Below are 23,750 nucleotides of genomic sequence, written 5' to 3'. Positions count from 1 at the left end.
AAGTCAATACAACTTTGACACTTTAATTCGCCACCAGACTGCCTCAATCCTGACTTGAGGAGTCCGCAAAACCCTCCTTTTACAAGGTTATTCGACAAAAAAACACAATCCCGACTACTAAACTAAGAAAACGGGCCTCAAGCCCTTGTTTTAGACCTAGGCACATTTTCCCCTAAAACGACCATCCTCCTAATCGGCATTTTGAACACACATGACCATCTTCCTGTTTTATGTCAAAAGCGTTTTACTTTGAATAAATGTGGGTATAATGATTGAAACATAACCAAGCAACCTACATAGCATTGCGACATCAAGTACATACAAATAGTCCTATACAGACGTCCAAAGCAACTCAATCTGAATTTGACAATATGGAATTGGAGGAATGATCTACATGAATACAATGAACTTAACCGTCCACACCCTGATGCCCTTTCACCACCAATACCAACGTGCCAACGCGGTGAGTATGCAGAAGAAAGAAGATAGCTCGGAGAAGAAGCTCAGCTTTCAGGACATTTTGAATGAAAAAATGGGTAAAAAATAAGGCGCCGTTTATCCGGTTGCATGACTCGCTTTACATAAGCCAAAAAGCCGTAGTTTCCTACATCGACTGTAGAGAACCACGGCTTTTTTTGATTCATGCGTTCCTAAACTCACACATTCGTTTTACTGACCGCCATCCCGATACTGCTCTGCCTTCTCACGCATCCCAGCGGCCACTGCTTCTTCGGTGTTCAGCCCCTTATCCGCTGCATAGGCGCGAATGTCCTGCGTGATGCGCATACTACAAAATTTGGGGCCGCACATCGAGCAAAAATGTGCTTCCTTGGCTCCCTCTGCTGGTAGCGTTTCATCATGGTAGGACAAGGCCCGCTCGGGATCAAGCGACAGATTGAACTGATCCCGCCAGCGGAACTCAAAGCGTGCCTTGGACAAAGCATCATCCCGCTGCTGCGCCCGTGGATGGCCCTTCGCCAGATCGGCAGCATGTGCCGCAATTTTGTAGGTAATGACACCCTCACGGACATCATCCTTATTCGGAAGACCCAAATGCTCCTTAGGCGTAACATAGCACAGCATGGACGTCCCGAACCAACCGATCATCGCCGCCCCGATGGCTGAGGTAATATGATCATATCCGGGGGCAATATCCGTCGTGAGCGGTCCCAAGGTATAGAAAGGAGCTTCCTTACAAATCTCCATTTGCAAATCCACATTCTCTTTGATTTTATGCATAGGGACATGTCCCGGCCCCTCAATCATGACCTGAACATCATGCTTCCATGCGATTTGCGTTAGCTCGCCCAACGTTTCCAGCTCTGCAAACTGTGCTTCATCATTCGCATCATAGATACTACCTGGACGTAGACCATCCCCGAGAGAAAAGGCCACATCATAGGCTTTCATAATTTCGCAGATTTCTTCAAAATGTGTATACAAAAAATTCTCCTGATGGTGCGCAAGGCACCAGGCTGCCATGATCGACCCGCCACGGGACACAATTCCCGTCATTCTATTCGCCGTCATCGGTATATACCGCAGCAATACACCCGCATGAATTGTAAAATAGTCCACTCCCTGCTCCGCCTGCTCGATCAGCGTATCGCGATACAACTCCCACGTCAGCGCTTCTGCTTCGCCGTTCACCTTTTCAAGTGCCTGATACAGCGGCACAGTTCCAATCGGTACAGGAGAATTCCGAATGATCCATTCACGTGTGGTATGGATATTACGGCCTGTGGATAGGTCCATAACTGTATCCGAGCCCCAACGCACAGCCCAGGTCATTTTCTCCACTTCCTCCTCAATCGAGGAGGTAACCGCAGAATTACCAATGTTCGCATTGATCTTCACGTGAAAATGACGCCCAATGACCATCGGCTCACTTTCCGGGTGATTGATATTCGAAGGCAAAATGGCTCGTCCAGCCGCCAATTCCTGCCGTACAAACTCAGGCTCCACCCCTTCGCGGATCGCCGCAAATTCCATTTCGGGCGTAATGATCCCTTGCCGTGCATAATGCATTTGCGTCACTGTACGACCTTGCGAAGCACGAAGCGGACGGTTGGTCACGCCGGGAAATTCAACTGTCTCCCGTTTGGAGCCAGGTTTCAGTCCATTATCCTCCGGTTTGACGGCGCGTCCCTCGTAAGCCTCCACATCGCCCCGTTCCAGTGCCCAAGCTCGCCGTAATGGAGGCAGGCCCTGACGGATATCGACCTGATAGGCTTCGTCAGTCATGGGACCGCTCGTATCGTACACACGCAATGGCTCATGATGCTCCGTGCCCTGCGGCGTATGTGTAGGATGAAGAGCAATTTCCCGCTCTGGGACGGCAATGTCCGGCCGCGAGCCTTGAATATATACCTTACGGCTCCCTGGAAAGGGCGTTACCCCACTGGCTTGCTCCCCGTTTGTCTTCTCTACCCCAACTTCCCTTGTTCCTGCCAACCTTACTTCTGCTGATTTAAATTCTGTTCCTTTTGTTCCTTCTACTTCTGTCGGCTTCATTGTCCATTCCTCCTGTTTCGATGAAATGACACACCGATCCGGAACCATTCCCAGGGTGGCGCTGATCTATGCAAAAAAGCCGGTTCCCGAGGGAACCGGCTAATCTAACGAGGCAGCTATCCAGACCGTGCACATGTGGAATAATCCTATTCCAATGCGTCACCGTAGACAGCAGCTGCGTATACATTTCAATGGCCGATTACTTCCCTACGCTGGTATGATCCAGATCAGGTGCAAAGGGTCCGGAATCTTACACGATTCCATCTCAGCCCGGCATTACAGGCTCCCCCAGTAACTGCGATACTTCTATTCACATGAGGCGGACATAACAGACATCCCGCCATCCTTATCAGACTACTTCAAATTTATGGCTTTGGCAACCCTTCTAGGTTCCATTTAGCAAGAAGACGCTCCTCACCAAATCACTTTGCTTGCTTCAACTGCATTCATTCTTGTTACGGAAGCATAAGCCCCATTTCCTTCGCCGCTTCGATCAAAATCGGAGCAAAGTCATGTAGCGTCTCGGGTGCAAGCCGACTGACCGGACCGGATACAGATAAAGCCGCAGTGACCTGTCCCTTCCGGTTCACAATTGGTGCTGCCACAGCAGCGGCCCCTGGCTCCCGTTCTTCATAGCTGGTCGCATAGCCCTTCTCGCGAATGTCCTGCAGCTGGGCTTTATAGACCTCCGCGTCTACCGAGGGCGGCCATTCATTCCCGCTTAGCAGGGCTTCCAGCTCCTGCGGCGGCATAAAGGCAGCCAGCACCTTACTGGAGGCTCCTACAGCCAGCGGCATACGCGCACCCACAGGCGCAACCCTGCGGATCGCCTGATTGCTCTGCACGGCTTGTATGCGAATACGCATGCTGCCGTCCCGTAAGTACAAGCTGACCGTTTCGCCCAGACGGTCACGCAGTCCTTCCATTGCAGGCTGTAACAACACCGCCGGCTCGTCACTTTGGGACAAATGTGTGGATAGCTCCCAAATGCGGAAGCCAAGTCGATATTTTTCCGTTTCGGCATTCCGAACGACAAAGCCCCGATCCTCCAACGTAGTCAGCAGCCGATGAACCGTGCTTTTATGTAGACCAATTTTGGAGGCAATCTCCGTTAGGCCAAGATCCGAATCTGCGGTAAAACACAGCAATATATCAAGTGCACGCTCTACAGCGCGAACGGTTAATTTACGGTCTTCCATTCGTGAACCGCTCCTCTTGTATCCATATTCGTTTCACACTATGAAACATGGTTACATAAATTATATAGAATAGTCGCGGCTACTGTAAACCGATGTTTTTGTGACAACCATATTACAGAACGAGAACAAACATCGACAATTCTTTGCATCATTTTTACTTTTCCGGTTCAGGCGTTGACTTTGGATAACCCCCATCATACGATAATAGGTATCTATACGGATATACACTATCATTTTCAAGTGGAATTATACCTAAATTCTATTGAAACGAAGATCAATTTTATATAAGGAGGCTCTTACATGATTTCTACATCCCAGCGCAACTCTCAGCTACAGACCGCTGTTCAGGAGCCGTCCACCCCACTCTTTAATCCCCGTCTGCTGCGGTTCAAGCACGTTGTGATTGCTCTGCTGCTGTCGGTCGTTTTTTTTCTGTTGTTTTGTTTTATTGCCTTGCATGCTTACATCGCATGGGTACTTACGAATCCTACCGTCGCGCCGCTGTACTCTAATCCGATGCAGGCCAAAAACATGCCTTATGAGGAAGTCAGCTTCCCTGCCAAGGATGGTAGCCGCATGGTACAAGGCTGGTATATCCCGGCGGATCAATCGCGGAAAACGATTATTTTCAGCCATGGTTATGGAGCTAACCGCGAAGAAAGCTGGATTCCCATGTATGATCTGGCGCATTATGCCCACAGTTTGAACTTTAATGTGGTCATGTTCGATTATGGATTCGCGTCACAAAACAGCAAATCAGTCGCAACCGGAGGCAAAGCGGAATCCCAGCAGCTTCTCGGAGCGATCCAGCTTGCGAAGCAACGCGGCTCGTCGGAGATTATCGTATGGGGCTTCTCCATGGGGGCAGGAACCGCTCTTCAGGCGGGCTTGCAAACCAAGGATGTGGACGCAATGATTTTGGACAGCACTTTCCTGTTGGAGCCGGATACGCTGTACCATAACATTCACAATCAAATTAACCTGCCAAGACATCCGTCTTTGGAAATTCTGGAGTTGCTGTTTCCAGTCTTGAACGGCACCAGCTTGCATCAGATTCCATATCAGGAGGTTAAAAAGGAAAACTATCCGTTCCCGATCATGTTTGTGCATGGTACACAGGATGAAAAGGCTCCTTATCCTATTGCGGAAAAGCTCGCTGCCAATCAAACCAACCCACTTTCCAGTGTATGGATTGTCAAAAACGGAATACATGAGCTTATTTTCAGAGAGCATCCCCGTGAATATCTACGGCGGGTATCGACGTTTCTAAGCAGTGTACAGGAGCTGGAGGACAAGAAAACGATCGCTGATGCCCACAAACAAACGACTACAAAGTAAAGAATTATTTTTCAAAAAAACTGTATTTAATTCTTCACCTTGAAGAAGCCTGCCTACGGACACTAACCCGTGCCGTAGCTGGGCTTCTTTTTCGTTTACCATGGTATTCTTGTTCTACGTAACAGATGTGACCAAATTAAGCGAGTTCATAGACATATTCCCGATAGGACAGCGAATATACTGGGTACGTATGCATCCAGGGCAGATCTGCCAGATCCGCCGGATAGCCATAGTGGGATACGGGAGGTATAAAACGATGCTGAGTACTTATGGGTCTTTCCTGCCCTTACGTGTGCTGGAGGAAATTCGGCATTGGAAGCAGCAGGAAAGTTGGCATGTGGAAGTGATTAAATCCGCTACCGAGGGACTGGAGCCTACTTATGTACGGCTGCTGGATGATTGGCGGACTGTATTCGAACAGACGGAACGCACCGCCATAGAGTTGCTTGAAGAGCAACGGAGCGCACTTGATCCGGCAGATCAGGCGTGGCATCAGGAATGGAAACAGCTGTCGGCTGCCCCACAAGCACATACACACGAATTCACTGAACCTCCAAAACAGTCAAGGGGATTAGACGCATCATCATCTGTAAAGATGCCATCGTCAGAGTCAGCATTAAACGCTCAGCCTGACTCACAAGAATTAAATCGTCGATTGGACGATTTGCTACAAACCGCAAACCGCCAGTCACAGGAGTATGTACGGCAGCTCGGTCTGCTGAGCGAGCACAGTCATGCATTGCGTCAGCAGCCAAAATCCGCTGGAGTTGTATTACACGCGGCACATGAAAGCCAATATTTCCTGATCTCGACAACCCCCTTTCAAGAACCTGGCTCCATCGCAAGGGCTGCTGGGTTGTATCATGTAGCGACAGAGGGTGAGAATTACCCAGAGGAAGCGTTTCGAGAACGTCAGGCAGGCATAAGGGGAGAAGGCACATGGACGACTAAAGGCGTCAAATCCAGCCAGGCTCAACCTTCGGCAACGGAAAAAACCTCAATCGGCCGGTCGGTTCCTATTGGAGGACATCGACTCCCACCGCTCCCTTACCCCTATAATGCGCTTGAACCGTATATTGATGAAAAAACGATGCGCATTCACCATGACAAGCATCATTTGAGCTATGTGAATGACCTGAATAAAGCGGAAAAGAAGCTGGAAGAAGCCCGAAAAACAGGTAATTTTGATCTCGTAAAACATTGGGAACGCGAACTGGCATTCAACGGCGCAGGCCATTATCTGCATACTCTTTTTTGGACGATCATGAGTCCTCAAGGCGGTGGAAACCCAAGCGGACCGCTGGCTGAACAGATTAAAAAAGATTTTGGCAGCTACGATGCATTCAAAAAACAATTCAGTTCGGCAGCCGAAAAGGTCGAGGGTGGCGGCTGGGCGATCCTGGTATGGAGTCCGCGCGCGGGACGGCTTGAAATTTTGCAGGCCGAAAAGCACCAGAATCTGACTCAATGGGAGTCCATTCCGCTGCTGGCGATAGATGTGTGGGAACACGCATATTACTTAAAGCATCAAAACGAGCGCAACAAATACATTGAGGATTGGTGGCATGTCGTTAACTGGCCTGAAGTGGAAGCACGCTACGATCAAGCCTCCAAGCTGAGATGGCAACCCTTCTAGAGGTTGTTCAAAAAGTCGTCTTTCCATAACGAAGCTATTCAAGAAGCGGATTCGACGTCGAATCTTGAATTCAGCCGGGCCTTCCGTTGCTCACGTAGATCTGTCTACGCTCCGCTACTCAGTCCCTAGCTTCATCCAACTTTCTCGGTCCTGAAAAGCCGACTTTTTGAACACGCACTAATAGGCTTCTAAGCTAAAGACAAACTACACCTGCAAATCGTATAGCTCTCTGAGCGCTGCCATTTGTTCGGTCCATCCTTCCGGTTGTACCAGCCAGCTATCGGCAGGTGAAATGGCTGTCTGGCTCTCGACGACACGGCGCAAAGATGCCGTGTACGCCTCAACAGACGGCACTCCAGCCAGCTCTGCCAGGCTACCCATCGTTGCTGGATTCACCCGGGGGTAATCCTGCTGCTGCACGCCTGTCGAAGTATCTCCGGCTGCCTCTGTATAGAATTGCTGTACCGCCTGTGCACGCTCTGCACCGCTGCCCTCAATCATCACGAAGGCTGTGATGATATACGCCTTGGCTTGACGTCGCTGTGCAATGCCGCAAAACTTGCGGCCCCGGACGCTGACATCGTAATCCCCGGGACAGAAGGACCCGGGGATTTCTCCGGTCTGCGCCTCGCCAGACCACGGAACCAGCGCATCGGCAATTAGCGCTGCCATGAGCCGAAAATCTTCATGCAGGCTGATGGCCCGCTGTGGATTCGGCAGGATCAAGGACAGGTTCAGCACCCCCCTGTCCAGCATGACGGCTGCTCCACCTGAGGGGCGTACGCATACCGAAGTTCCCGCGTTGCGCACTCGCTCCATCGCTTGTGGGGCGTAAGAGAGCCTGCGGTCCCGGTGACCGATCACAAGCGCTGACGGATGCCGCCAAAGATGCAAAATGGGTGCAGCTCCTTTCCCTACTTGCCGACAGGCCAGCTCCTCCCAAGCCAGCGGAGACAAAACGTCCTCCTGAGTGTCCGCAAGTGGTGCTTCAAACCACTGCAACTCAGGCAAAGCTGTTGTTTTTTCTGTTGATCTATGTACATTCTCCATACGTTATCCCCTATCTATAAAAATAACTGTTATCCATAGGCTAATCGTAATTTTAAGGCGGCTATCCCGTCGTTTATATCTGATGTTAACAAAAAAAGGTGGCTACGCCTATGCGTAAACCACCCTTTTTTGTTCATCACATAAACGTCTTGCGATGTTCGATCAATCCTTAAGCAGCGACAGAAACTCTGCGCGCTGCGCTGCATCATCACGAAACGTACCGCGTACCGCAGACGTTACTGTTTTGCTACCAGGCTTTTTGACACCTCTTGCACACATGCACAGGTGCTCGCCTTCTACGACTACCATAACCCCGTGAGCGGAGACCGCTTCATTTAAAATATCAGCGATCTGTGAAGTAATACGCTCCTGTACCTGCAATCGGCGGGTCACTGCCTCTACCAGGCGTGCAAGCTTGCTCAATCCTACAATTTTGCCGCTGGGTACATAGCCGATATGCACTTTTCCGAAGAAAGGAGCCATATGGTGCTCACACTGGCTGTAATAGACGATGTCCTTCACGATCACAAGCTCCTCGTGATTCTCGTCAAATGTCACACCCAGCGCATCCCGGGGATCAACCTCATAACCCGCAAATATTTCCTCATACATGCGCGCAACGCGTGCCGGTGTTTCCAACAACCCTTCACGCTTGGGGTCCTCACCGATCAGTTGTAAAATCTGCTCCACATGGTACTCGATTTTATCCCGGTTATCCGCAGCTTTGCGGTTAATATAATCTTTTACGCCAGCCACAGTAATCCTCCTCTATGCAGCAACCTCATGCGGCATCCGTACTCACGTTGCTCATTATTTCCGACGGCCCTGATTTTTACGCGGACCAGGCTGATTTTTGGAGAACTGTTGGTTCTTCATCATCTGCTGGGCTTTTTGCATTTGTTTCCCATTCAGGTTGTAACCCATCTGTTTAGCCATTTTTTGCAGCGTTTCAGGGTCGTTTTGCATCTTCTCAAGCTGTTTACGAAGATAATAAGCACCGATGAAAAATCCCCCAACCAAACCAGCAATCAGGGTAATAATCGGAATGACAATATTCCACACCACGAAGTCGTCACCTCTGTATATTTATATGAAACATCTTGAATTACACACGAACCTATCATAGCAAAACATGGGACAGCTAGCAAATCACTTTTTGCAAACATATGTCCTTATTGTTTCTCCAAATCCAGCAACTTCGTCTTGACTGGCAAGCCTCCAGCATAACCGACCAAACTTCCGTTAGCACCCGATACTCGGTGACATGGAAACAGAATGGGTAACGGATTTTTGTTATTGGCTCCACCCACAGCACGTACTGCCTTGGCTCGTCCGATCGATTCCGCAATATCTTTGTAGGACACACTTTGTCCGTACGGAATATTTTGCAGTGCACGCCACACCTGCTCTTGAAAAGGAGTCCCTCTCAAATCATAAGCTATACTAAATTCCCGCCGTTCTCCAACAAAATACTCACGCAGTTGGTCCGCAGCTTCGCGCAGCTTTTCCGGCTCCTGCACATAGACATATTCCCCAATCCATGTTCGGGCCCATTGCTGAAGCAGTGCTTCCTTCGCATGAAAAACGCCATAGTCTATTCGGCACAGCCCCCGATCCGTAGCGCACAGCGTTAACGTGCCCACAGGTGTCTCCATCTCATCATAATAAATGGTGGTTGGACTCTGTGAATCCCCGGCCGTTACTTCTGATTTTGATAATTCAGATGCCTTTAGCTCTTCTGCCTGCTCTTGTTCCTCTAGCTTGGAATGCGCCTGTGCGATCATTTCGCGTACTTGCTCATGTTGTTCCTTCTCTGATGCTTGCTTGATCGCTGTCATAGCGTTTTCCCCTCCTATTCGACTCAAAGCCCACGCCGCCGTGCCTCGCAGCTCGGGACGCGGATCATCCAATAAAACCTCCGTCAATTTGGGCACCGCGCTAACATCCTTGAAATTGCCAAGACCAATGACTGCATTGCGTTGAATCGGCTTCTTCCCCCGCCAGGCCGCCGCACTTTGACCAAATCGGTCTTTAAATTCGCGATTGCTCAAATCCAATAACGGCAGCAGCAACGGCTTCACAATTTCAGGATCGGGTGTAAGCTCGGGATGATGATCCCAGTTAAGGCCTCGATTTTTGGGACATACGATTTGGCACGTATCACATCCATACAGCCGATTCCCTATTTTCAGCATAAACTCCTCGTCCAAAAAGCCCTTGGTTTGCGTCAAAAAGGACACACACCGCTGGGCATTCAGCTGTCCAGGACCTACAAGCGCGCCCGTAGGACAGGCATCCAAACATTTGGTGCACTCTCCGCAACCATCCGTAACCGGTTCATCTGGCTGGAAAGGAATGTTCGTCAACAGCTCCCCCAGATAAATCCATGATCCCAGTGTCGGTGAAATCATCATCGTATTTTTGCCGCTAAAACCAATCCCTGCGCGTTCCGCAACGGCTCGATCCGACAGTTCTCCGGTATCCACCATGTTTTTCATAATGGCATCAGGCACCCGCTCGCTTATAAAAGCCTCAAGCTTTTCCATCGCTTCGCGTAGTACCAGATGATAATCTTTCCCCCAGGCTGAACGCGCCAAAATACCACGGTACTTCCCCTTGTCCGACTTCGGCGGGTCCTTCATTTTGGAAGGATACGCCACTGCAATAGCAATCAGAGATGCAGGCTGTGAGCCATACAGCTCCGGGTAGATCCGCTTATCAATATCTGGCTCCTCAAAGCCGGATTCATAGCCTTTCGCACGATGCTCTTCCAATATAGCTTTCAGAGACAGAAAGGGGTCGGCGGATGCGAACCCGATGGAGTCGATACCCAGCCCTGGAGCCGCCTCAATAATTTCCTGCTTGAGCGAAGCCCAAGTCGAAGCGGTTCCGGCAGCCGCCTGAGTCAATCCGCGTTGCATCCGATACTCACCTCTCTTCCACTTTTTATCATTACAGATATGAGAATTTGCAAAATTCTCATATCTCAAATTTCAACAGAAAATAGCAGCAGATGCTACCGTAAATTTTTAACAGCACTGGTCGCTAGAAAATCACAACGATTATTCAGTTCGTTGTCACTGTGCCCCTTAACCTTCACATATTCAACCTCATGCTTACCCATCAGTTCCCACAGCTCTTCCCATAATTCCTTATTCTCCACTGGCTGATTTTTACTGTTGCGCCAGCCATTACGAAGCCAGTTCTTAATCCAGCCCTGTTTGAAGCAATTGACGACATAGGCAGAGTCACTGTGTACTTTCACATGGCAAGGCTCCTTGAGCAGCTTCAGTGCTTCAATCACGGACTTAATCTCCATACGGTTGTTTGTCGTCATTTTCTCGGCACCTGACAGCTCCTTACGATGCTCCCCATACAGCAGAACGATCCCCCAGCCCCCAGGACCCGGATTTCCCGAACAAGCACCGTCGGTATATACCATCACTTCTTTCATCATCCTCTTCCTTTCCTTGATTTCAGACTTTAGTTGCTCTATAGCCACTTCCACTCAGATATCGGCCAAAATATAAATTCTGCACGTCCCAGTAAATCTTGAGATTTAATGCTGCCAAAATAGCGGCTATCCTTGCTTGCTGCAGTATGGCGATTATCTCCCATGACAAAAAAGTGCCCCGGCTCCACCGTAAAAGGACCATAATCACCATCCTCCACGTCAGAGTTGGTGTAAGGTTCATTTAGCAGTTCACCGTTCACATACAAATGATTATGTTCAACTCGGATTACATCTCCGGGAATACCTATGACTCTTTTCACTAAAAATCTTGGGCTCGACAGCTTGGAATCGGGATCTTTTAAAATCACAATGTCCCCCCTGCCCGGATCATGAAAATTATAAACCAGCTTGTTAACGAACAAATGCTGGCTTTCCATTAGCGTCGGCTGCATCGAATGTCCTCTAACCGTGGACAAGTTAAATACAAACAGGTTCAGAAGCAGCAAGACGACCATAGCGATCAGAAGAGTGACTAACCAATCGCGTATGTAACCAGAGCGACCTGCTTGTTTGGACGTTTCCGGCGAGGGAGGCGGGCCTGACGAAGGAGCCAAAGCGTCCATAATTAAACCTCCTCAACCCTGTTATAAATAGAAAAGCATATCCCGTACCCGATTGCAACGGTTACTCAGATATGCTCTAAATGTAAATATTATACTTAATGTTATTCAATTCTCTTTATTTCGATTCCCAATTAATGAGGCGCCAAAATACTCAGCTTCTGAAAAGCCTGTAAAATCTGGCTTGCTCCATAGCCCATCGCTTCGTACAAAGGCATGGCCACACTGTTATGCTTGTCCCCTGCTACCCAAATACGGCTAACCTTACGTTGCTGAAAACGCTGCTCCATGGACTCCACAAGCGATTTGCCGATTCCCATCCGACGACGATCCGGGTGAATAGCGATACGATAGTAACAACCATCATTCTGATCGATCGTGCCGATCAAAGCACCCACGATCTCTCCCTCTTCTTCTGCAACGATAATCAAACCGGAATCCCACGAAAGCTGACGGGCAAATGCTTTCACCGTCTCTTTGTAGCACTCCTCTGACAAGGCAATTTGCATGAGTTCCGTTACTGAGTTCACATCACTTAATTGAAAGGAACGAACGTGCATAAGTAATATCTCCCTTTTCGTAAGCATAATAAAAAAATTGAGACAGCACCGTCATTTTTACATAAATCCTTAAATTTCTTATCATGGTGTTAATCACAAGGCATTATGATAAAAATGCATACGATCTGCTATATATGAAATGAAGAACAGGAAAAGGGTGTATGCCCTCAAGTTCGTCATGTCATAGACATGACAGATTATAGCAGACGACAAAAAAGCCGAAATTTCTGCTTCCTTGACCATTAAACCATACTTTTTGACGGAATACATCCCTTTTTCTCATGTAAGCGCTGTATATAAAGCGTTTACATTTTAATGTTCACAATTTACCTCTTATTACCTATATATTGTGTATTTCAAGCGGGTTTTTGGACATGCTAGCTACCAGGCCGTATTGCCCAGTTTGCTATTTTACAAACAAAAATGTTGATTAAATAGGCTGAATGCGGTTTAATATAACTGTCGAGGGTATTATTACATAGGAACACTTACCCAACCATATAACCAGGAGGGATTTACTATGGCATTTCAATTACCAGAACTTCCTTACGCAAAAGACGCACTGGAACCGCACATTGATGCACAGACAATGGAAATTCACCATGATCGTCACCATAACACATATGTTACAAACTTGAACGCAGCTCTGGAGAGCGCTCCCGAACTGCAAAGCAAAAGCCTGGAGGATCTGATCTCTAATCTGGACAGCGTTCCAGAAAGCATCCGCACTGCGGTTCGCAATAACGGTGGTGGACATCACAACCACAGCCTGTTCTGGGAAGTTATCGGTCCTAACGGTGGCGGACAGCCAACAGGTGCAATTGCTGAAGCAATCAACAATGAACTGGGCGGCTATGACAAATTTAAAGAAGACTTCACTAAAGCAGCTACAACTCGTTTTGGTAGCGGCTGGGCTTGGTTGGTTGTCGGCAAAGACGGCAAACTGGCGATCACTAGCACTCCAAACCAAGATAGCCCGCTGTTTGAAGGTCTGACTCCGGTACTTGGACTGGACGTTTGGGAGCATGCTTACTACCTGAAATATCAAAACAAACGCCCAGACTACATTTCAGCTTTCTACAATGTAATCAACTGGGATGAAGTCAACAAACGTTACGCGGCTGCAAAGAAATAAGCCAGTAGCAACATTCTAATCCTATAATAAAGGGCTGTCTCAAAAGTAGATTTTCTACGAATGAGACAGCCCTTTTGGCATCCTATGGTAAACTGGTGGAGATGATTCTCAAATATGGCTCTGGAGGTTGATGGATGCAGACTTTTTTTCGTTACAACTGGTTGATTCGGGAACAATGGTACCGCTGGTGTGAAGAGGTGTCGCAGGAGGAATTACTGAAACAACGCGTCGGCGGAGTCGGCGGCATTCTAAAGACACTCTTCCATATCGTTGACGTGGAGTGGAGCTGGATTCAAACGATTCAGGGCAAACCCGACTTTCAGGAGGACTTCTCTCTGTATGATACGCTCGACAAGGTCCGTGAGCTGGATGGGAAGTTTCGACTCGATGTCGAGCCGTTCGTGCTCGCCTGGCATGATGGTCTGGAACGGAAAAGGTTTGAAGATCACCTCCCGGACGGCAGAATTGTAATGGATGCCTGGGGCGAGGTGATGCGCCATGTCATTGCCCACCAAATCCACCATATTGGGCAATTGTCCATATGGTCTCGGGAGCTCGGCAAGCCTCCGGTTTCGGCCAATGTAATCGGCAAAGGGCTGATTGAAAGCGATGGTGGCATCGATTAGCTTTAACGAATGTACATGCATACCTATGTAAAACTTAGGGCCATCCTCGGTCGTTTATAACGACGGAGGACGGCCCTTTTAATTTTTTCATCTATGCTCTCTTGTCCATTCCACAAATATTCTCTCCTTTAACCGTTTTCATAAAAGCTTAATTTTTTCAACCTGCTAATGTTCTTTTGGTTCAGGCTCGTGACCTCTTGCTCTTGATAGCACCGTAAGCCAATGTAAATAATGCTCCACATAACAGGGCAATAAGATGAGCGATAAGATAATTGATATGACCGTGATTATCCGACGCTGCAATTGCAAAGCCCGGAAGAGCCGTGGTTCCGAATCCTATGGCTGTCAGTTTACTTAAATATACATATGCTCCCGCAACCATTCCTCCGAGGCATCCAGCAACTAAGGGGAACTTATACTTTAAAGTGACCCCAAAGATCGCTGGTTCCGAGATTCCAAAAAGTACAGACCCGAATGCAGAGTAACCCAATTCTTTAACTTTAGTGTCTTTGCGATTCAAAAGAATATACCCCAAAACGGCGCCCCCTTGAGCCATCAAAGCTACTGATGCCAATGGGTTGATAAAATTTCTGCCTGTATCGGTTAACAGCTGCGCTTCTACCGCACCCATAACATGATGTAAGCCTGTAATAACAATGATCTGCTGAATGCCTGCAAAAAACATAAAACCGAATATTCCAAGATTTTGCGTCATCCAAAGCAGCGAAACGGTGACCAGACTGGCCAACTCTCGCCCAAGAGGGCCGATAATCGTGAACAATAGCAGGGAAGAAACAAAGACCGTCAGCAAAGGAGCCAAAAATAATTTAATCATGTCTGGAACCTTTTTGTTAAAAAATTGATCCAATTTGGCTACCACATACCCCATCATCAGAGCAATAATAATACCACCCTGAAATCCAACCAACTGTACGGGAAGGCCAAAAAGACTGATCGATTCCGGATTTTGACTCCCTTTAGCTACCTCAAAGGCATCCGCCAGGGCCGGATGCAGCATAATCGCACCCAGCACAAGCCCCAGAATAGGACGACCGCCATATCTCTTGGTTGCAGAATAAACAACAAGCAGCGGCAGGATGGTGAAAATACCCGTGGAAACGATTTGAACAAAGCGATTAATCCCTTGAAAAATTGGATACATCTCCACAATCGATTTAGGACCAAATAACCCCTTCTGACCTAACAGCCCGGTTATCCCCATTAACAATGCGGCGGCGAGAATTCCCGGCATGATCTCAATGAAGACATCTGACAGCGATTTAATGGCTTTTTGAAAAGGATTTTGCTTTTGTGCGGACTTTGATTTGACATCACTTAATGACATATCTTCTGTTCCGGTCAGTTTGGAGAACACGGCATATATATTATTGACCAACCCTGCTCCAAAAATGATCTGCAGTTGATCCCCCGCTATGAAAACACCTTTAACCAGATCAATATCTTCAATCTTCTTTAATTCCGCTTTTTCATTGTCCTCAAGTACAATTCTTAATCTTGTGGCACAATGGGCCACACCGATAATGTTCTCTTCACCACCGATATATTTTAAAATTTCTTGAGAAATGTGCTTATACCGCTTTTCTTTTGCTTCCATCTAGTAAACCCTCCTCTAGCTGAATCAGATCTCTTCTTTAACAAATCTCCAGAACATGCCTAAAAAGTCCTGCTTCACCCTGGCAAGCGTTATGCCAACATGCATTAATTCATCACCGCCGAACAGCTCACCGGTTTCTACATTTCTATAAACGTAGTCTGGATTCAAACCTTTGAATTTTAACGTTTTAATCGCGGCAGCGGGTTGGGATAAAACCTTGAAATAGCTGGCCGCCATTTCCGTTTGATCCTCTGACACAAAGCTCCATGCGGCTTCATTTTCATCAAACGGATTAATCATTCTGTAAAAATTTCCAAACTGAATGAGCGATCTCATTTCTTTATATAGAGCTATCTGTTTTTTCACCACTTCTTTTTCTTCAATGGTTAATGTCGTCAAATCCAGCTCATATCCTAAATTCCCGGCCATGGCGACATAACCTCTTGTCTCCAAGGGAGTTATTCTACCCACTTGATGGTTGGGTACTGTGGAAACGTGTGCCCCCATGGTAATTGGCGGGTAGACAAGACTTGTTCCCCATTGAATTTTCAGTCGGCAAATGGCATCCGTATTATCGCTCGTCCAGGTCTGAGGCATGTAATAGAGCATGCCGGCATCAAAACGGCCTCCTCCGCTAGAACAGCTCTCGAATAAGACATTGGGGAACTTTGATGTAAGCTCTTCCATAATATTATAGAGTCCCAGGATATAACGATGCGCAGTCTCCCTTTGTCTCTCAGGTGGCAAGGCTGCCGAACCCACATCCGTCATGTGACGATTCATGTCCCATTTTACATAAGTAATTGGAACATCCGATAAAATATCGGAAACCGATTTAATAACGTATTCACACACTTCCTTCCTCGATAAATCCAACATCAGCTGATTTCTTCCCAACGTATACGGACGATCAGGGACATGGATACACCAATCGGGATGCTTTCTGTATAAGTCGCTGTCTATGGATACCATTTCAGGTTCAAACCACAAACCAAACTCCATACCCAGATTTCGAATGCGGTTTGCAAGATCCGGCAATCCATCTGGAAGTTTGCGACGATCCACCACCCAATCGCCTAATGAAGTATTGTCATCATCTCGTTTTCCAAACCACCCATCATCCAATACAAACAGCTCCACTCCCACACTTTGAGCTTCCTTCGCCAACTGCTCAATCTTGTTGGCATCAAAGTTAAAGTAGGTAGCTTCCCAGTTATTAATCAGGATCGGCCGCTCCTTGTCACGAAAAGGCCCACGGCATAATCTGTTCCTGTATAAATCATGATAAATTCTCGACATACCGCCCAAGCCATTTTCGGTGTATACCATGACCACTTCTGGCGTTTGGAACGATTCCTCTGGTTCAAGCAGCCATGTAAAATCAAAAGGATTAATCCCCATCGTGATTCTTGTGTTCCGATAGGAATCTACCTGAGTCTGGGCCGTAAAGTTCCCGCTATACACCAGATTAAAGGCGTACACTTCACCCTGTTCTTCATCTGTCCCTTTTCTTACAAGTGCCATAAAGGGTGCCTGTTGAGGGCTGCTAGCTCCACGGCAGCTGTCTACCATTTGAATTCCGGGTACAATTTTTCGCCTTGCTATATTTTTCTCATTATTATGCGCACCGTACAAGGTAATGAGCTCGTATTCATCATCACGGAAATCCACACTAGCACTTAACGCTCTAAGCAGTTTTAGCTGTTGCCGACCTTCATTCTCGAAACGGACTGAACGGGTAATGACATCCCGCTTTTGATATAGGCTATAGGATAGTACAACCTTTACATCAATTAATGGGTCTTCAAGGACGATTTCCAGTGTTGCTACTTCGCCATCATCCTCTGCATACGTAGAAGGAAGCCCTTTCAATTTTGGTTTGCCTTGGAAAACCCGATGTTCTTTATACCGGAAATCGGTCACGGTAGAACCATTCTCCAATTGAATCTGATACGCAGGAATCCTGAAATCGCTATTCCCAAATGACGGATATTCTTGCGGGATGGTATCCAGTGAAAAGGCTCGATCCTCGCCATCGGGATTGGGCGAAAATCCTCTATCCATAAAGATGATTTTATTGCTCCCCCGATAGTTCTGAATTTTCTTTCCCCAATACAAATGGGATAAATAACCACCTCGTATAACCTGCATGACATAACTTGTATTGCTACCTTGTAAATGGAATAGAAGCTTCTCTTTATCGATGTATATAGCCATAGCAACCCCCTTATAGCGCTAATAGTACGATTTCCCAAAATTATAAATTATGTTGTTTGCTTATCGTTTACATTCTAATAATAATTGAATAGTTTTAATAATTATATGGAATAATGTAGACTCTATATGAAACAGTGTGATAATATGCAGAGATGAATTAAGGGGTGAAACCAAATGAGTTCGCATTTTTCCAATCATTCCTATAACAATCTGGATCTCAATCTATACACATGTGGCAAAGAGAGCTGTACCAGCAAACACTCTTATGGTCCAGCCATTCGAAGCGGGTATATGGTGCATTTTATTTTAAAAGGAAAAGGGATCTTTAAAGTCAACGATAAAATCTATCATTTGGAGAAAAACGATGCTTTCTTTATTGAACCGAAAGTTTTAATTTACTACGAAGCGGATGAGCTCGACCCATGGGAATATGCCTGGATTGGTTTTAATGGGGTGCAAGCAAAAGAATATCTAAGCCGGACCTGTATCCATAGGGACAATCCCATTTTCCGGTTTGAAGCGGAGGGCAGCCTTGCCCGCTGTATGGAGAGCATCGTGGTTTCTTCTACGCTGAAAACCAACAAGGACCTGTTGCTTGCATCCAAGCTGTATGAATTTCTGTATCTGATGTTTGATCTTTACCCTAATCAGGAAGTCAACCCTGAGGTAAGACAGCAGCGGTATATTAAAGAAGCGCTTCTCTTCATTCAACAAAACTATTCACACTTCATTACCGTAAGTGATATTGCCAAGTACATTTCAATTGACCGTTCGTATTTGCATCGTTTATTTAAACAGCAACTAAATAAGTCACCGCAGGAATTTTTATTGCATTTGAGGATTGAAAAATCGTGCTCCCTATTAAGAAATACTTCCCTTAAAATCGGAGATATTGCTCGGTCTGTAGGGTATAAAGATGTACTCCTTTTCTCCAAAATGTTCAAAACGGTCAACAAGGTAACTCCATCCGAATACCGAAAAAATTCTCCAAAATAACACCTTCGCTCGCAAGTAAGTTAGGCATATTCGTTCCAGAAACAAAAAATAGCGGTAGTATGGATCAACCTCATGTCCATACTGTCGCTATTGTCAAAAGATAATAAAGTTCTAGACTGAAAAATAAAGTATTAGACTGACGTTGCTTCATTAAGCTAACGAGCAGATTAGCACAACCAAGATAAGATAAGTAGATTTCGTCTGCTATAATACCTACATCGACTATGAATGGAAGGGGATTGAGCAATCAATGCTTTTAGAAGAGGAAGCTCCCACATTATTGAGGGAGGTTTACTAGTTGAAAACTTCAAATTGAAACGGAAGAGAAAACATAAGAGCAGGTTAGATGAATTACGGAGGAATGAAAATGTATTTAGATAAATTCATATTGCCTATAGATGAAGAATCCTCATTGATAGAACAAAGAATGGCATACAATGGCGGTAGGTTTGGATATGTCGACGAAACTTACCCATGTGGCATTTTCTCAAAAAATCGGTTTTCCGATTTGAGCTTTTCAAAAATCACAATTTTATATGGAGGAAACGGCTCGGGGAAAAGCACACTTCTAAATCTCATAGCGAATAAATTGGAACTAAATCGTATTGCACCATTCAATTCAAGTGAATTGTTCAGTTCATATGTTGAACATTGTAAATTTGAACTTGGACTTGACGACGAGGGATTTAAACATCGAATTCCAAATGGAAGTAGGATAATCACAAGTGACGATATTTTTGATTATATGCTTACAGTCCGCACAAACAACGATGAAATCGTGGATAGCACAGAAGATATAAGATCGGAATGGGGAAATCTGAAATTCGGCAATACAGTGAAAATGAATAGCATGGATGATTATGAAGCATTGAGGTTACAGGTGCTCTCAAGAAAAAAATCAATTTCACGCAGGGAGTTTATTCGCAGAGTCGCCGGCACCGAAATTAAACTGAACAGCAATGGGGAGACAGCCCTGAGTTATTTTAATTCCAAATTTAAAAATGACACATTATATTGTTTGGATGAACCGGAGAACAGTCTATCTCCTAAAATGCAGCTTGAACTTGTCAAAATGATAGAGGAAATGGCTCACTATTGCGGATGTCAATTTATCATTGCAACGCACTCACCGTTTTTACTGGCGATGGAGTTTACAAAAATATATGATTTAGAAGCTAATCCAGTCGACATAAAGCAATGGTGGGAATTAGAAAACCCAAAAGTGTACTTTGATTTTTTCAATAAGCATAAAGGGCTGTTTCTACACAATAAGTAAAGAAACAAGATTTGAACAAAAATATATCCGCCGCGTATATTAAAAAAAATTTGAGCTTATTTATTTATCGCTGATTACGCTAACGGGGAAACGATAGCTCAATAAATTGGCTTTTACCACGCCTTATTTAATACCAAAGAGAGCCTATCCCTTTATTAATTGGAAATGATTTAACCTCCAAATCAAAGTGATGGGCTTATTTTCTTTCTCCTAAGCACTACACTACATTAGACTGACGCTATTTAATTAAGCTAACGAGCAGATTAGTTTAAAGTCAATCGATATGAACCTTATCACAGGTAAGGTTATTTTTTTGTGCGCATTCATCAATAAAGAACAAAGCTCGCTGTCACTTCAGCGAGCTTTGTTCTTTATATGTCAAAACCAAGTCATAGTAAACCCTATTCGAGGTCTCAAGTTATCGAAAGAAATAGCGCACTTAGGCGCGTTCTCATCCGCAGGTTAAACAATATTCTCGCTGTTTAAACAGATTTAATATACACATCTGCAAAAACTTTTGCAAAGTCTTCGACCTTGACTTTACCGAGGTGGTAGTCGGTGGCACGGAGGCTGACGTAGAACTCGTCGGCGTTCTCGCAGGCGCGGTTCATTTGGGCAAAGGCATTGGCAGTGTTTTCGTGGAAGCCGATTTTTTTCATATTCTCAGCAAGAGCTTCAACGGTGATTTGTTGGTATTTGGCCTCGATACCATTCTCAGCAAGGGCATTGAGCCAGTCGTTACCTGTGGCCCAGTCACTAACAATGAACTTCGCACTTTTACCCGATGGGGTGTGAGAAATCAGGGCGTAAGCGACGTCCGCGATATCAACGGGGCTGACCCAGCCTTGTGGGATGTCAACTGAAATTGGGCTGAAGATGGTCTGCTGGGTTTTTAGGCTTTGCATGTCGGCAAAAAGATTGCTGTAAAAGCCGACAGGGCGGATGTGGACAACGTTCACGTCTTCAAGCGAGTTTAGCGCTTCTTCTGCAAAATGATAGCTGTAGAGAATGCCGGCGTTTGGGTTGTCGGCGCCGACTGAGCTGAGGTTGACGACGTTTTTTACGCCTGATTTTAGCACAGCGGCCTTATAATTTTCAGAAAGATCAATGGCGGTCTGCCACATGTCGGTGCCAGAGGCATAATTGATACCTGATATCATGAGGTAGACGACGTCGCTACCTGCAAAAGCCTGCGCGAGGAATTCGACGTCGAGGTTTGAGCCGACCGCTGGTTTGGCACCGAGCGCTTTGATGTCGGCGATACGATCTTTGGAGCTTGTGATGACGGTAACATCGTGGCCGTCTGCGATTAGGGATGGGAGGTAGTTGCGGTTAATATTGCCGAGTGAGCCGAGAACTGTGATTTTCATTGTGTAATCTCCTTTTTTAATGTGATTTCGAGAAATGGATATCGCTTATTGGGACCGTTATCCCTTCCTTGATTGGATATTCATTACAAGAGAGATTATACATCGGATAAATAAACTAAGTAAACTAATTTAATAAAATTAGTTAATTTAATAATCTTTTTAAACATTGTTTATTGATACCTCTATTTTGATATAATATGATTTGACGAGCGGTAGAGGAGGCTTCAATCGTGAGAAAACCCATGAGCGCAGATCAATATCTTAATAAAATCAAACCTGTAATTAGAAGAACCAGATTCAGCCAACTGAAAATTGACGATATCGCAAAACATATGGATATTAGTAAAGTGACGCTTTACAAGCATTTTTCATCCAAAGATGAAATCATCGAACAGGTTGTAGAGTATGGAATTCAGTACTTGCAGCAGGCTGACACCGTTGTATATGATGATTCCGTTTCATATATTGATCGCTTTCAAAAAACGTTTCTGGAATCGTTAATAGGTGTTATTTATTTATCCGATTTGTTCCTGCAAGACCTTAAGGAATTTTATCCACGACTTTTTGAAAATATTTCCGTTGCTCAACAAAATAGAATTAAAAATTTACAATCTTTTTTTCAATCCGGTATGGATAAAAAGATTTTTAACAGAATGCACGTTGCGCTGTCCTTAGTTCAAGACGATGCTACGCTTCGGCGCATTATGGAACCGACCTTTAGTATTCAATGGTATGATCTCACCTTGAAACAAGCCGTTATGGAATTTTATAAGATGAAACAGTATCAAGTGATTAGTCCTGAGTATCTGGATACTGTTGACGATTCCGTTATCGAAAAAGAAATCATTCGTATTTTACAAACCATTTCGTGAACGCGTTCGTTTCTCCCGACTTGCTCTTATTGATGCTGTCGTCCGTTATCTGAGTAATCGTTGTAAAGTTTGTAGCTTATAACGCTAAGAAGGCCCTCCGTGTAGATGACCATTAAACTTGCCGTTACAAACAGCACGGTGAACCGTATCACAGTAAGTCATTATGCTAACGGAAAACGATAGCTCATAAAAGACAAGAAGGCAGCCGATCATAGTGATCGGCTGCCTTTGTTTAACTAACGGGCAGGATAGTTTAAAGCTTTCGATAAATCGTATGGCCTTACGAAAGACAATAAAAGCGCAGCTCATGATTGGAAAAGACCGTTTAAAAGAGCACCACCAATTCCACTGGCAATTATGATTAGCATTAGCGCTGCGCCACTAGGCGTACTCGTCCCATTGGGCACTGCGGAACTCATGCTGGTTGCTATACAAGAAGCGCGTGCCAATTGCGACGAGCCGTTCGCTCTATATCATTCAGCGGTTACTTTGTATATTTGGTGCAGCAGGTCGTATCCCATGCCGTCAGCCAATATGTGCACCCTGGGAACACATAATCGTCCTTTAAGTATGGCCAGATGAGATTCCCAGCAAACGCAAAGCGAGTTTCAAGCTGTGGCGTTCTTCGTGTATTCGGTCAAATAATACACGGGAAATGGGAAAGTCATTTTTTCAACTATAAACAGTTGCCTGAAAGGGCAGAGAGGATTTCCTGTGTTGTCCGGGTACGCCCGATGCGTGGAAAAATGAAATTTTTTACGTAATCATGCCCGGTTTCGGAAAATCCAGTCATAGCATCAATCGCCAAAATCAGCTGATACCCATGCATAAACGCTTCCCGCGCAGTCGTATCAACGCCCAACTCAGTAGCGATGCCGCATAAGACGATGGTATCAATTCCTCGGCGGCGCAACTGAAGGTCGAGCTCCGTTCCGTAAAAAGCCCCCCATTGCTTCTTCGTGATGATATGGTCTGTCTCGGTGACCCGCATTTCCGGGACGATTTGATCCCATCCTTCAGGCAGATTCAGGGGTGGTCCAGGCGAATCCAACTTAGGACGCGGGATATCCTTCAAATCTTTACTAGATACCCGGACCAGTGCAACCATTGAGCTTTGCTCACGGAAAGTATCTGCCAAGGCTGCGGCGTTAGACACTACCTGCTCAGCAGAATAAGGGGCGTATTGATTTCCTATCCACTTTTGCAAGTCAATAACAACCAACGCTGTTTTTTGTGGATCCCATAATCGTTCCATTCTGTATGTTCTCCTCA

The 23,750-nt window shown here is 45.9% G+C and carries 21 protein-coding genes and 1 riboswitch; of the genes, 8 read left to right on the top strand and 13 right to left on the bottom strand.

Translation table 11 applies throughout. From position 1 onward, the window contains the following. Positions 1-394 precede the first annotated feature (394 nt). A complete protein-coding gene (locus tag MKY98_RS04000) occupies positions 395-547 on the top strand; it encodes a hypothetical protein (RefSeq protein ID WP_010348453.1) in 153 nt (50 codons plus the stop codon). Between the two features lie 122 nt (positions 548-669). On the opposite strand, the gene thiC is transcribed toward MKY98_RS04000, so the two are convergent. Both thiC and MKY98_RS03990 read right to left on the bottom strand, forming a co-directional pair. Further along, on the bottom strand, positions 670-2,514 hold the full coding sequence (gene thiC, locus MKY98_RS03995) for a phosphomethylpyrimidine synthase ThiC (protein ID WP_069011280.1): 1,845 nt from the start codon (positions 2,512-2,514) through the stop codon (positions 670-672). A 187-nt stretch (positions 2,515-2,701) separates the two neighbouring features. Beyond that, positions 2,702-2,814: riboswitch (TPP riboswitch) on the bottom strand. Positions 2,815-2,969: 155 nt separating this feature from the next. After that, a complete protein-coding gene (locus MKY98_RS03990) occupies positions 2,970-3,713 on the bottom strand; it encodes an IclR family transcriptional regulator (RefSeq protein ID WP_039270658.1) in 744 nt (247 codons plus the stop codon). Between the two features lie 300 nt (positions 3,714-4,013). Here MKY98_RS03990 and MKY98_RS03985 point away from each other — a divergent pair, with 300 nt between their 5' ends. Beyond that, positions 4,014-5,051 (top strand): alpha/beta hydrolase, encoded by a 1,038-nt coding sequence (locus MKY98_RS03985; protein WP_029515779.1) that lies wholly within the window; start codon positions 4,014-4,016, stop codon positions 5,049-5,051. Positions 5,052-5,307: 256 nt separating this feature from the next. Next, positions 5,308-6,687, top strand: a complete 1,380-nt coding sequence (locus MKY98_RS03980; RefSeq protein ID WP_029515780.1) for a Fe-Mn family superoxide dismutase — start codon at positions 5,308-5,310, stop codon at positions 6,685-6,687. 204 nt (positions 6,688-6,891) lie between these two features. Here MKY98_RS03980 and MKY98_RS03975 read toward each other — a convergent pair whose 3' ends face one another. The 7 genes from MKY98_RS03975 to MKY98_RS03945 all read right to left on the bottom strand — a co-directional run bounded on the left by MKY98_RS03975 (position 6,892) and on the right by MKY98_RS03945 (position 12,371). Next, the gene (locus MKY98_RS03975; RefSeq protein ID WP_069011279.1) at positions 6,892-7,737 is read right to left on the bottom strand and encodes a lipoate--protein ligase family protein; all 846 of its coding nucleotides are present in this window, start codon (positions 7,735-7,737) and stop codon (positions 6,892-6,894) included. Positions 7,738-7,899: 162 nt separating this feature from the next. Continuing rightward, the gene (gene folE / locus MKY98_RS03970; RefSeq protein ID WP_013308743.1) at positions 7,900-8,493 is read right to left on the bottom strand and encodes a GTP cyclohydrolase I FolE; all 594 of its coding nucleotides are present in this window, start codon (positions 8,491-8,493) and stop codon (positions 7,900-7,902) included. A gap of 54 nt (positions 8,494-8,547) precedes the next feature. Further along, positions 8,548-8,802, bottom strand: coding sequence for a YneF family protein (locus MKY98_RS03965; RefSeq protein WP_013308742.1), 255 nt, complete (start codon positions 8,800-8,802; stop codon positions 8,548-8,550). A 107-nt stretch (positions 8,803-8,909) separates the two neighbouring features. Then, positions 8,910-10,658 (bottom strand): tRNA epoxyqueuosine(34) reductase QueG, encoded by a 1,749-nt coding sequence (queG, locus tag MKY98_RS03960; protein WP_341010653.1) that lies wholly within the window; start codon positions 10,656-10,658, stop codon positions 8,910-8,912. A 95-nt stretch (positions 10,659-10,753) separates the two neighbouring features. After that, positions 10,754-11,191, bottom strand: a complete 438-nt coding sequence (gene rnhA / locus MKY98_RS03955) for a ribonuclease HI (RefSeq protein ID WP_023986996.1) — start codon at positions 11,189-11,191, stop codon at positions 10,754-10,756. Positions 11,192-11,229: 38 nt separating this feature from the next. Then, on the bottom strand, positions 11,230-11,814 hold the full coding sequence (lepB, locus tag MKY98_RS03950; RefSeq protein ID WP_029515784.1) for a signal peptidase I: 585 nt from the start codon (positions 11,812-11,814) through the stop codon (positions 11,230-11,232). A gap of 131 nt (positions 11,815-11,945) precedes the next feature. Next, positions 11,946-12,371, bottom strand: coding sequence for a GNAT family N-acetyltransferase (locus MKY98_RS03945; protein WP_029515785.1), 426 nt, complete (start codon positions 12,369-12,371; stop codon positions 11,946-11,948). A 520-nt stretch (positions 12,372-12,891) separates the two neighbouring features. On the opposite strand from MKY98_RS03945, the gene MKY98_RS03940 reads away from it, so the two are divergent. Continuing rightward, positions 12,892-13,506 (top strand): superoxide dismutase, encoded by a 615-nt coding sequence (locus tag MKY98_RS03940; protein WP_029515786.1) that lies wholly within the window; start codon positions 12,892-12,894, stop codon positions 13,504-13,506. A gap of 134 nt (positions 13,507-13,640) precedes the next feature. Continuing rightward, a complete protein-coding gene (locus MKY98_RS03935; RefSeq protein ID WP_069011277.1) occupies positions 13,641-14,132 on the top strand; it encodes a DinB family protein in 492 nt (163 codons plus the stop codon). A 181-nt stretch (positions 14,133-14,313) separates the two neighbouring features. On the opposite strand, the gene MKY98_RS03930 is transcribed toward MKY98_RS03935, so the two are convergent. After that, entirely contained in the window at positions 14,314-15,747 is a 1,434-nt protein-coding gene (locus tag MKY98_RS03930) for a PTS transporter subunit EIIC (protein WP_069011276.1), read from the bottom strand. 24 nt (positions 15,748-15,771) lie between these two features. Next, entirely contained in the window at positions 15,772-17,964 is a 2,193-nt protein-coding gene (locus MKY98_RS03925; RefSeq protein ID WP_069011275.1) for an alpha-galactosidase, read from the bottom strand. 174 nt (positions 17,965-18,138) lie between these two features. Here MKY98_RS03925 and MKY98_RS03920 point away from each other — a divergent pair, with 174 nt between their 5' ends. Continuing rightward, entirely contained in the window at positions 18,139-18,960 is an 822-nt protein-coding gene (locus MKY98_RS03920; protein ID WP_069011274.1) for an AraC family transcriptional regulator, read from the top strand. 367 nt (positions 18,961-19,327) lie between these two features. After that, entirely contained in the window at positions 19,328-20,236 is a 909-nt protein-coding gene (locus MKY98_RS03915; RefSeq protein WP_069011273.1) for an AAA family ATPase, read from the top strand. Positions 20,237-20,718: 482 nt separating this feature from the next. Here the strand turns inward: MKY98_RS03915 and MKY98_RS03910 are convergent, their stop codons facing one another. Continuing rightward, entirely contained in the window at positions 20,719-21,606 is an 888-nt protein-coding gene (locus MKY98_RS03910) for an NAD(P)H-binding protein (RefSeq protein ID WP_069011272.1), read from the bottom strand. A gap of 230 nt (positions 21,607-21,836) precedes the next feature. Between MKY98_RS03910 and MKY98_RS03905 the strand changes: the two genes are divergently transcribed. Continuing rightward, positions 21,837-22,478 carry a TetR/AcrR family transcriptional regulator gene (locus tag MKY98_RS03905; RefSeq protein ID WP_029515793.1) on the top strand — a complete coding sequence of 214 codons (642 nt, stop codon included), beginning with the start codon at positions 21,837-21,839 and terminating at the stop codon, positions 22,476-22,478. A gap of 676 nt (positions 22,479-23,154) precedes the next feature. On the opposite strand, the gene MKY98_RS03900 is transcribed toward MKY98_RS03905, so the two are convergent. After that, the gene (locus MKY98_RS03900) at positions 23,155-23,733 is read right to left on the bottom strand and encodes a hydrolase (protein ID WP_029515795.1); all 579 of its coding nucleotides are present in this window, start codon (positions 23,731-23,733) and stop codon (positions 23,155-23,157) included. Between the last annotated feature and the right edge of the window lie 17 nt (positions 23,734-23,750).

This window comes from Paenibacillus sp. FSL M8-0228, assembly GCF_038007385.1.
Taxonomy (GTDB): domain Bacteria; phylum Bacillota; class Bacilli; order Paenibacillales; family Paenibacillaceae; genus Paenibacillus; species Paenibacillus polymyxa_D.
The sequence above is the reverse complement of the archived record's forward strand: the minus strand, read 5'-3'. Positions and strand labels throughout refer to the sequence as shown.

Coding starts and splice junctions, on each gene's coding strand:
- MKY98_RS03920 (WP_069011274.1), top strand. CDS start 18,139: ATGAGTTCGCATTTTTCCAATCATTCCTATAACAATCTGGATCTCAAT.
- MKY98_RS03990 (WP_039270658.1), bottom strand. CDS start 3,713: ATGGAAGACCGTAAATTAACCGTTCGCGCTGTAGAGCGTGCACTTGAT.
- MKY98_RS03930 (WP_069011276.1), bottom strand. CDS start 15,747: ATGGAAGCAAAAGAAAAGCGGTATAAGCACATTTCTCAAGAAATTTTA.
- MKY98_RS03935 (WP_069011277.1), top strand. CDS start 13,641: ATGCAGACTTTTTTTCGTTACAACTGGTTGATTCGGGAACAATGGTAC.
- queG (WP_341010653.1), bottom strand. CDS start 10,658: ATGCAACGCGGATTGACTCAGGCGGCTGCCGGAACCGCTTCGACTTGG.
- MKY98_RS03945 (WP_029515785.1), bottom strand. CDS start 12,371: ATGCACGTTCGTTCCTTTCAATTAAGTGATGTGAACTCAGTAACGGAA.
- MKY98_RS03925 (WP_069011275.1), bottom strand. CDS start 17,964: ATGGCTATATACATCGATAAAGAGAAGCTTCTATTCCATTTACAAGGT.
- MKY98_RS03940 (WP_029515786.1), top strand. CDS start 12,892: ATGGCATTTCAATTACCAGAACTTCCTTACGCAAAAGACGCACTGGAA.
- lepB (WP_029515784.1), bottom strand. CDS start 11,814: ATGGACGCTTTGGCTCCTTCGTCAGGCCCGCCTCCCTCGCCGGAAACG.
- MKY98_RS03985 (WP_029515779.1), top strand. CDS start 4,014: ATGATTTCTACATCCCAGCGCAACTCTCAGCTACAGACCGCTGTTCAG.
- MKY98_RS03975 (WP_069011279.1), bottom strand. CDS start 7,737: ATGGAGAATGTACATAGATCAACAGAAAAAACAACAGCTTTGCCTGAG.
- MKY98_RS03910 (WP_069011272.1), bottom strand. CDS start 21,606: ATGAAAATCACAGTTCTCGGCTCACTCGGCAATATTAACCGCAACTAC.
- MKY98_RS03900 (WP_029515795.1), bottom strand. CDS start 23,733: ATGGAACGATTATGGGATCCACAAAAAACAGCGTTGGTTGTTATTGAC.
- MKY98_RS03980 (WP_029515780.1), top strand. CDS start 5,308: ATGCTGAGTACTTATGGGTCTTTCCTGCCCTTACGTGTGCTGGAGGAA.
- rnhA (WP_023986996.1), bottom strand. CDS start 11,191: ATGAAAGAAGTGATGGTATATACCGACGGTGCTTGTTCGGGAAATCCG.
- MKY98_RS03915 (WP_069011273.1), top strand. CDS start 19,328: ATGTATTTAGATAAATTCATATTGCCTATAGATGAAGAATCCTCATTG.
- MKY98_RS04000 (WP_010348453.1), top strand. CDS start 395: ATGAATACAATGAACTTAACCGTCCACACCCTGATGCCCTTTCACCAC.
- thiC (WP_069011280.1), bottom strand. CDS start 2,514: ATGAAGCCGACAGAAGTAGAAGGAACAAAAGGAACAGAATTTAAATCA.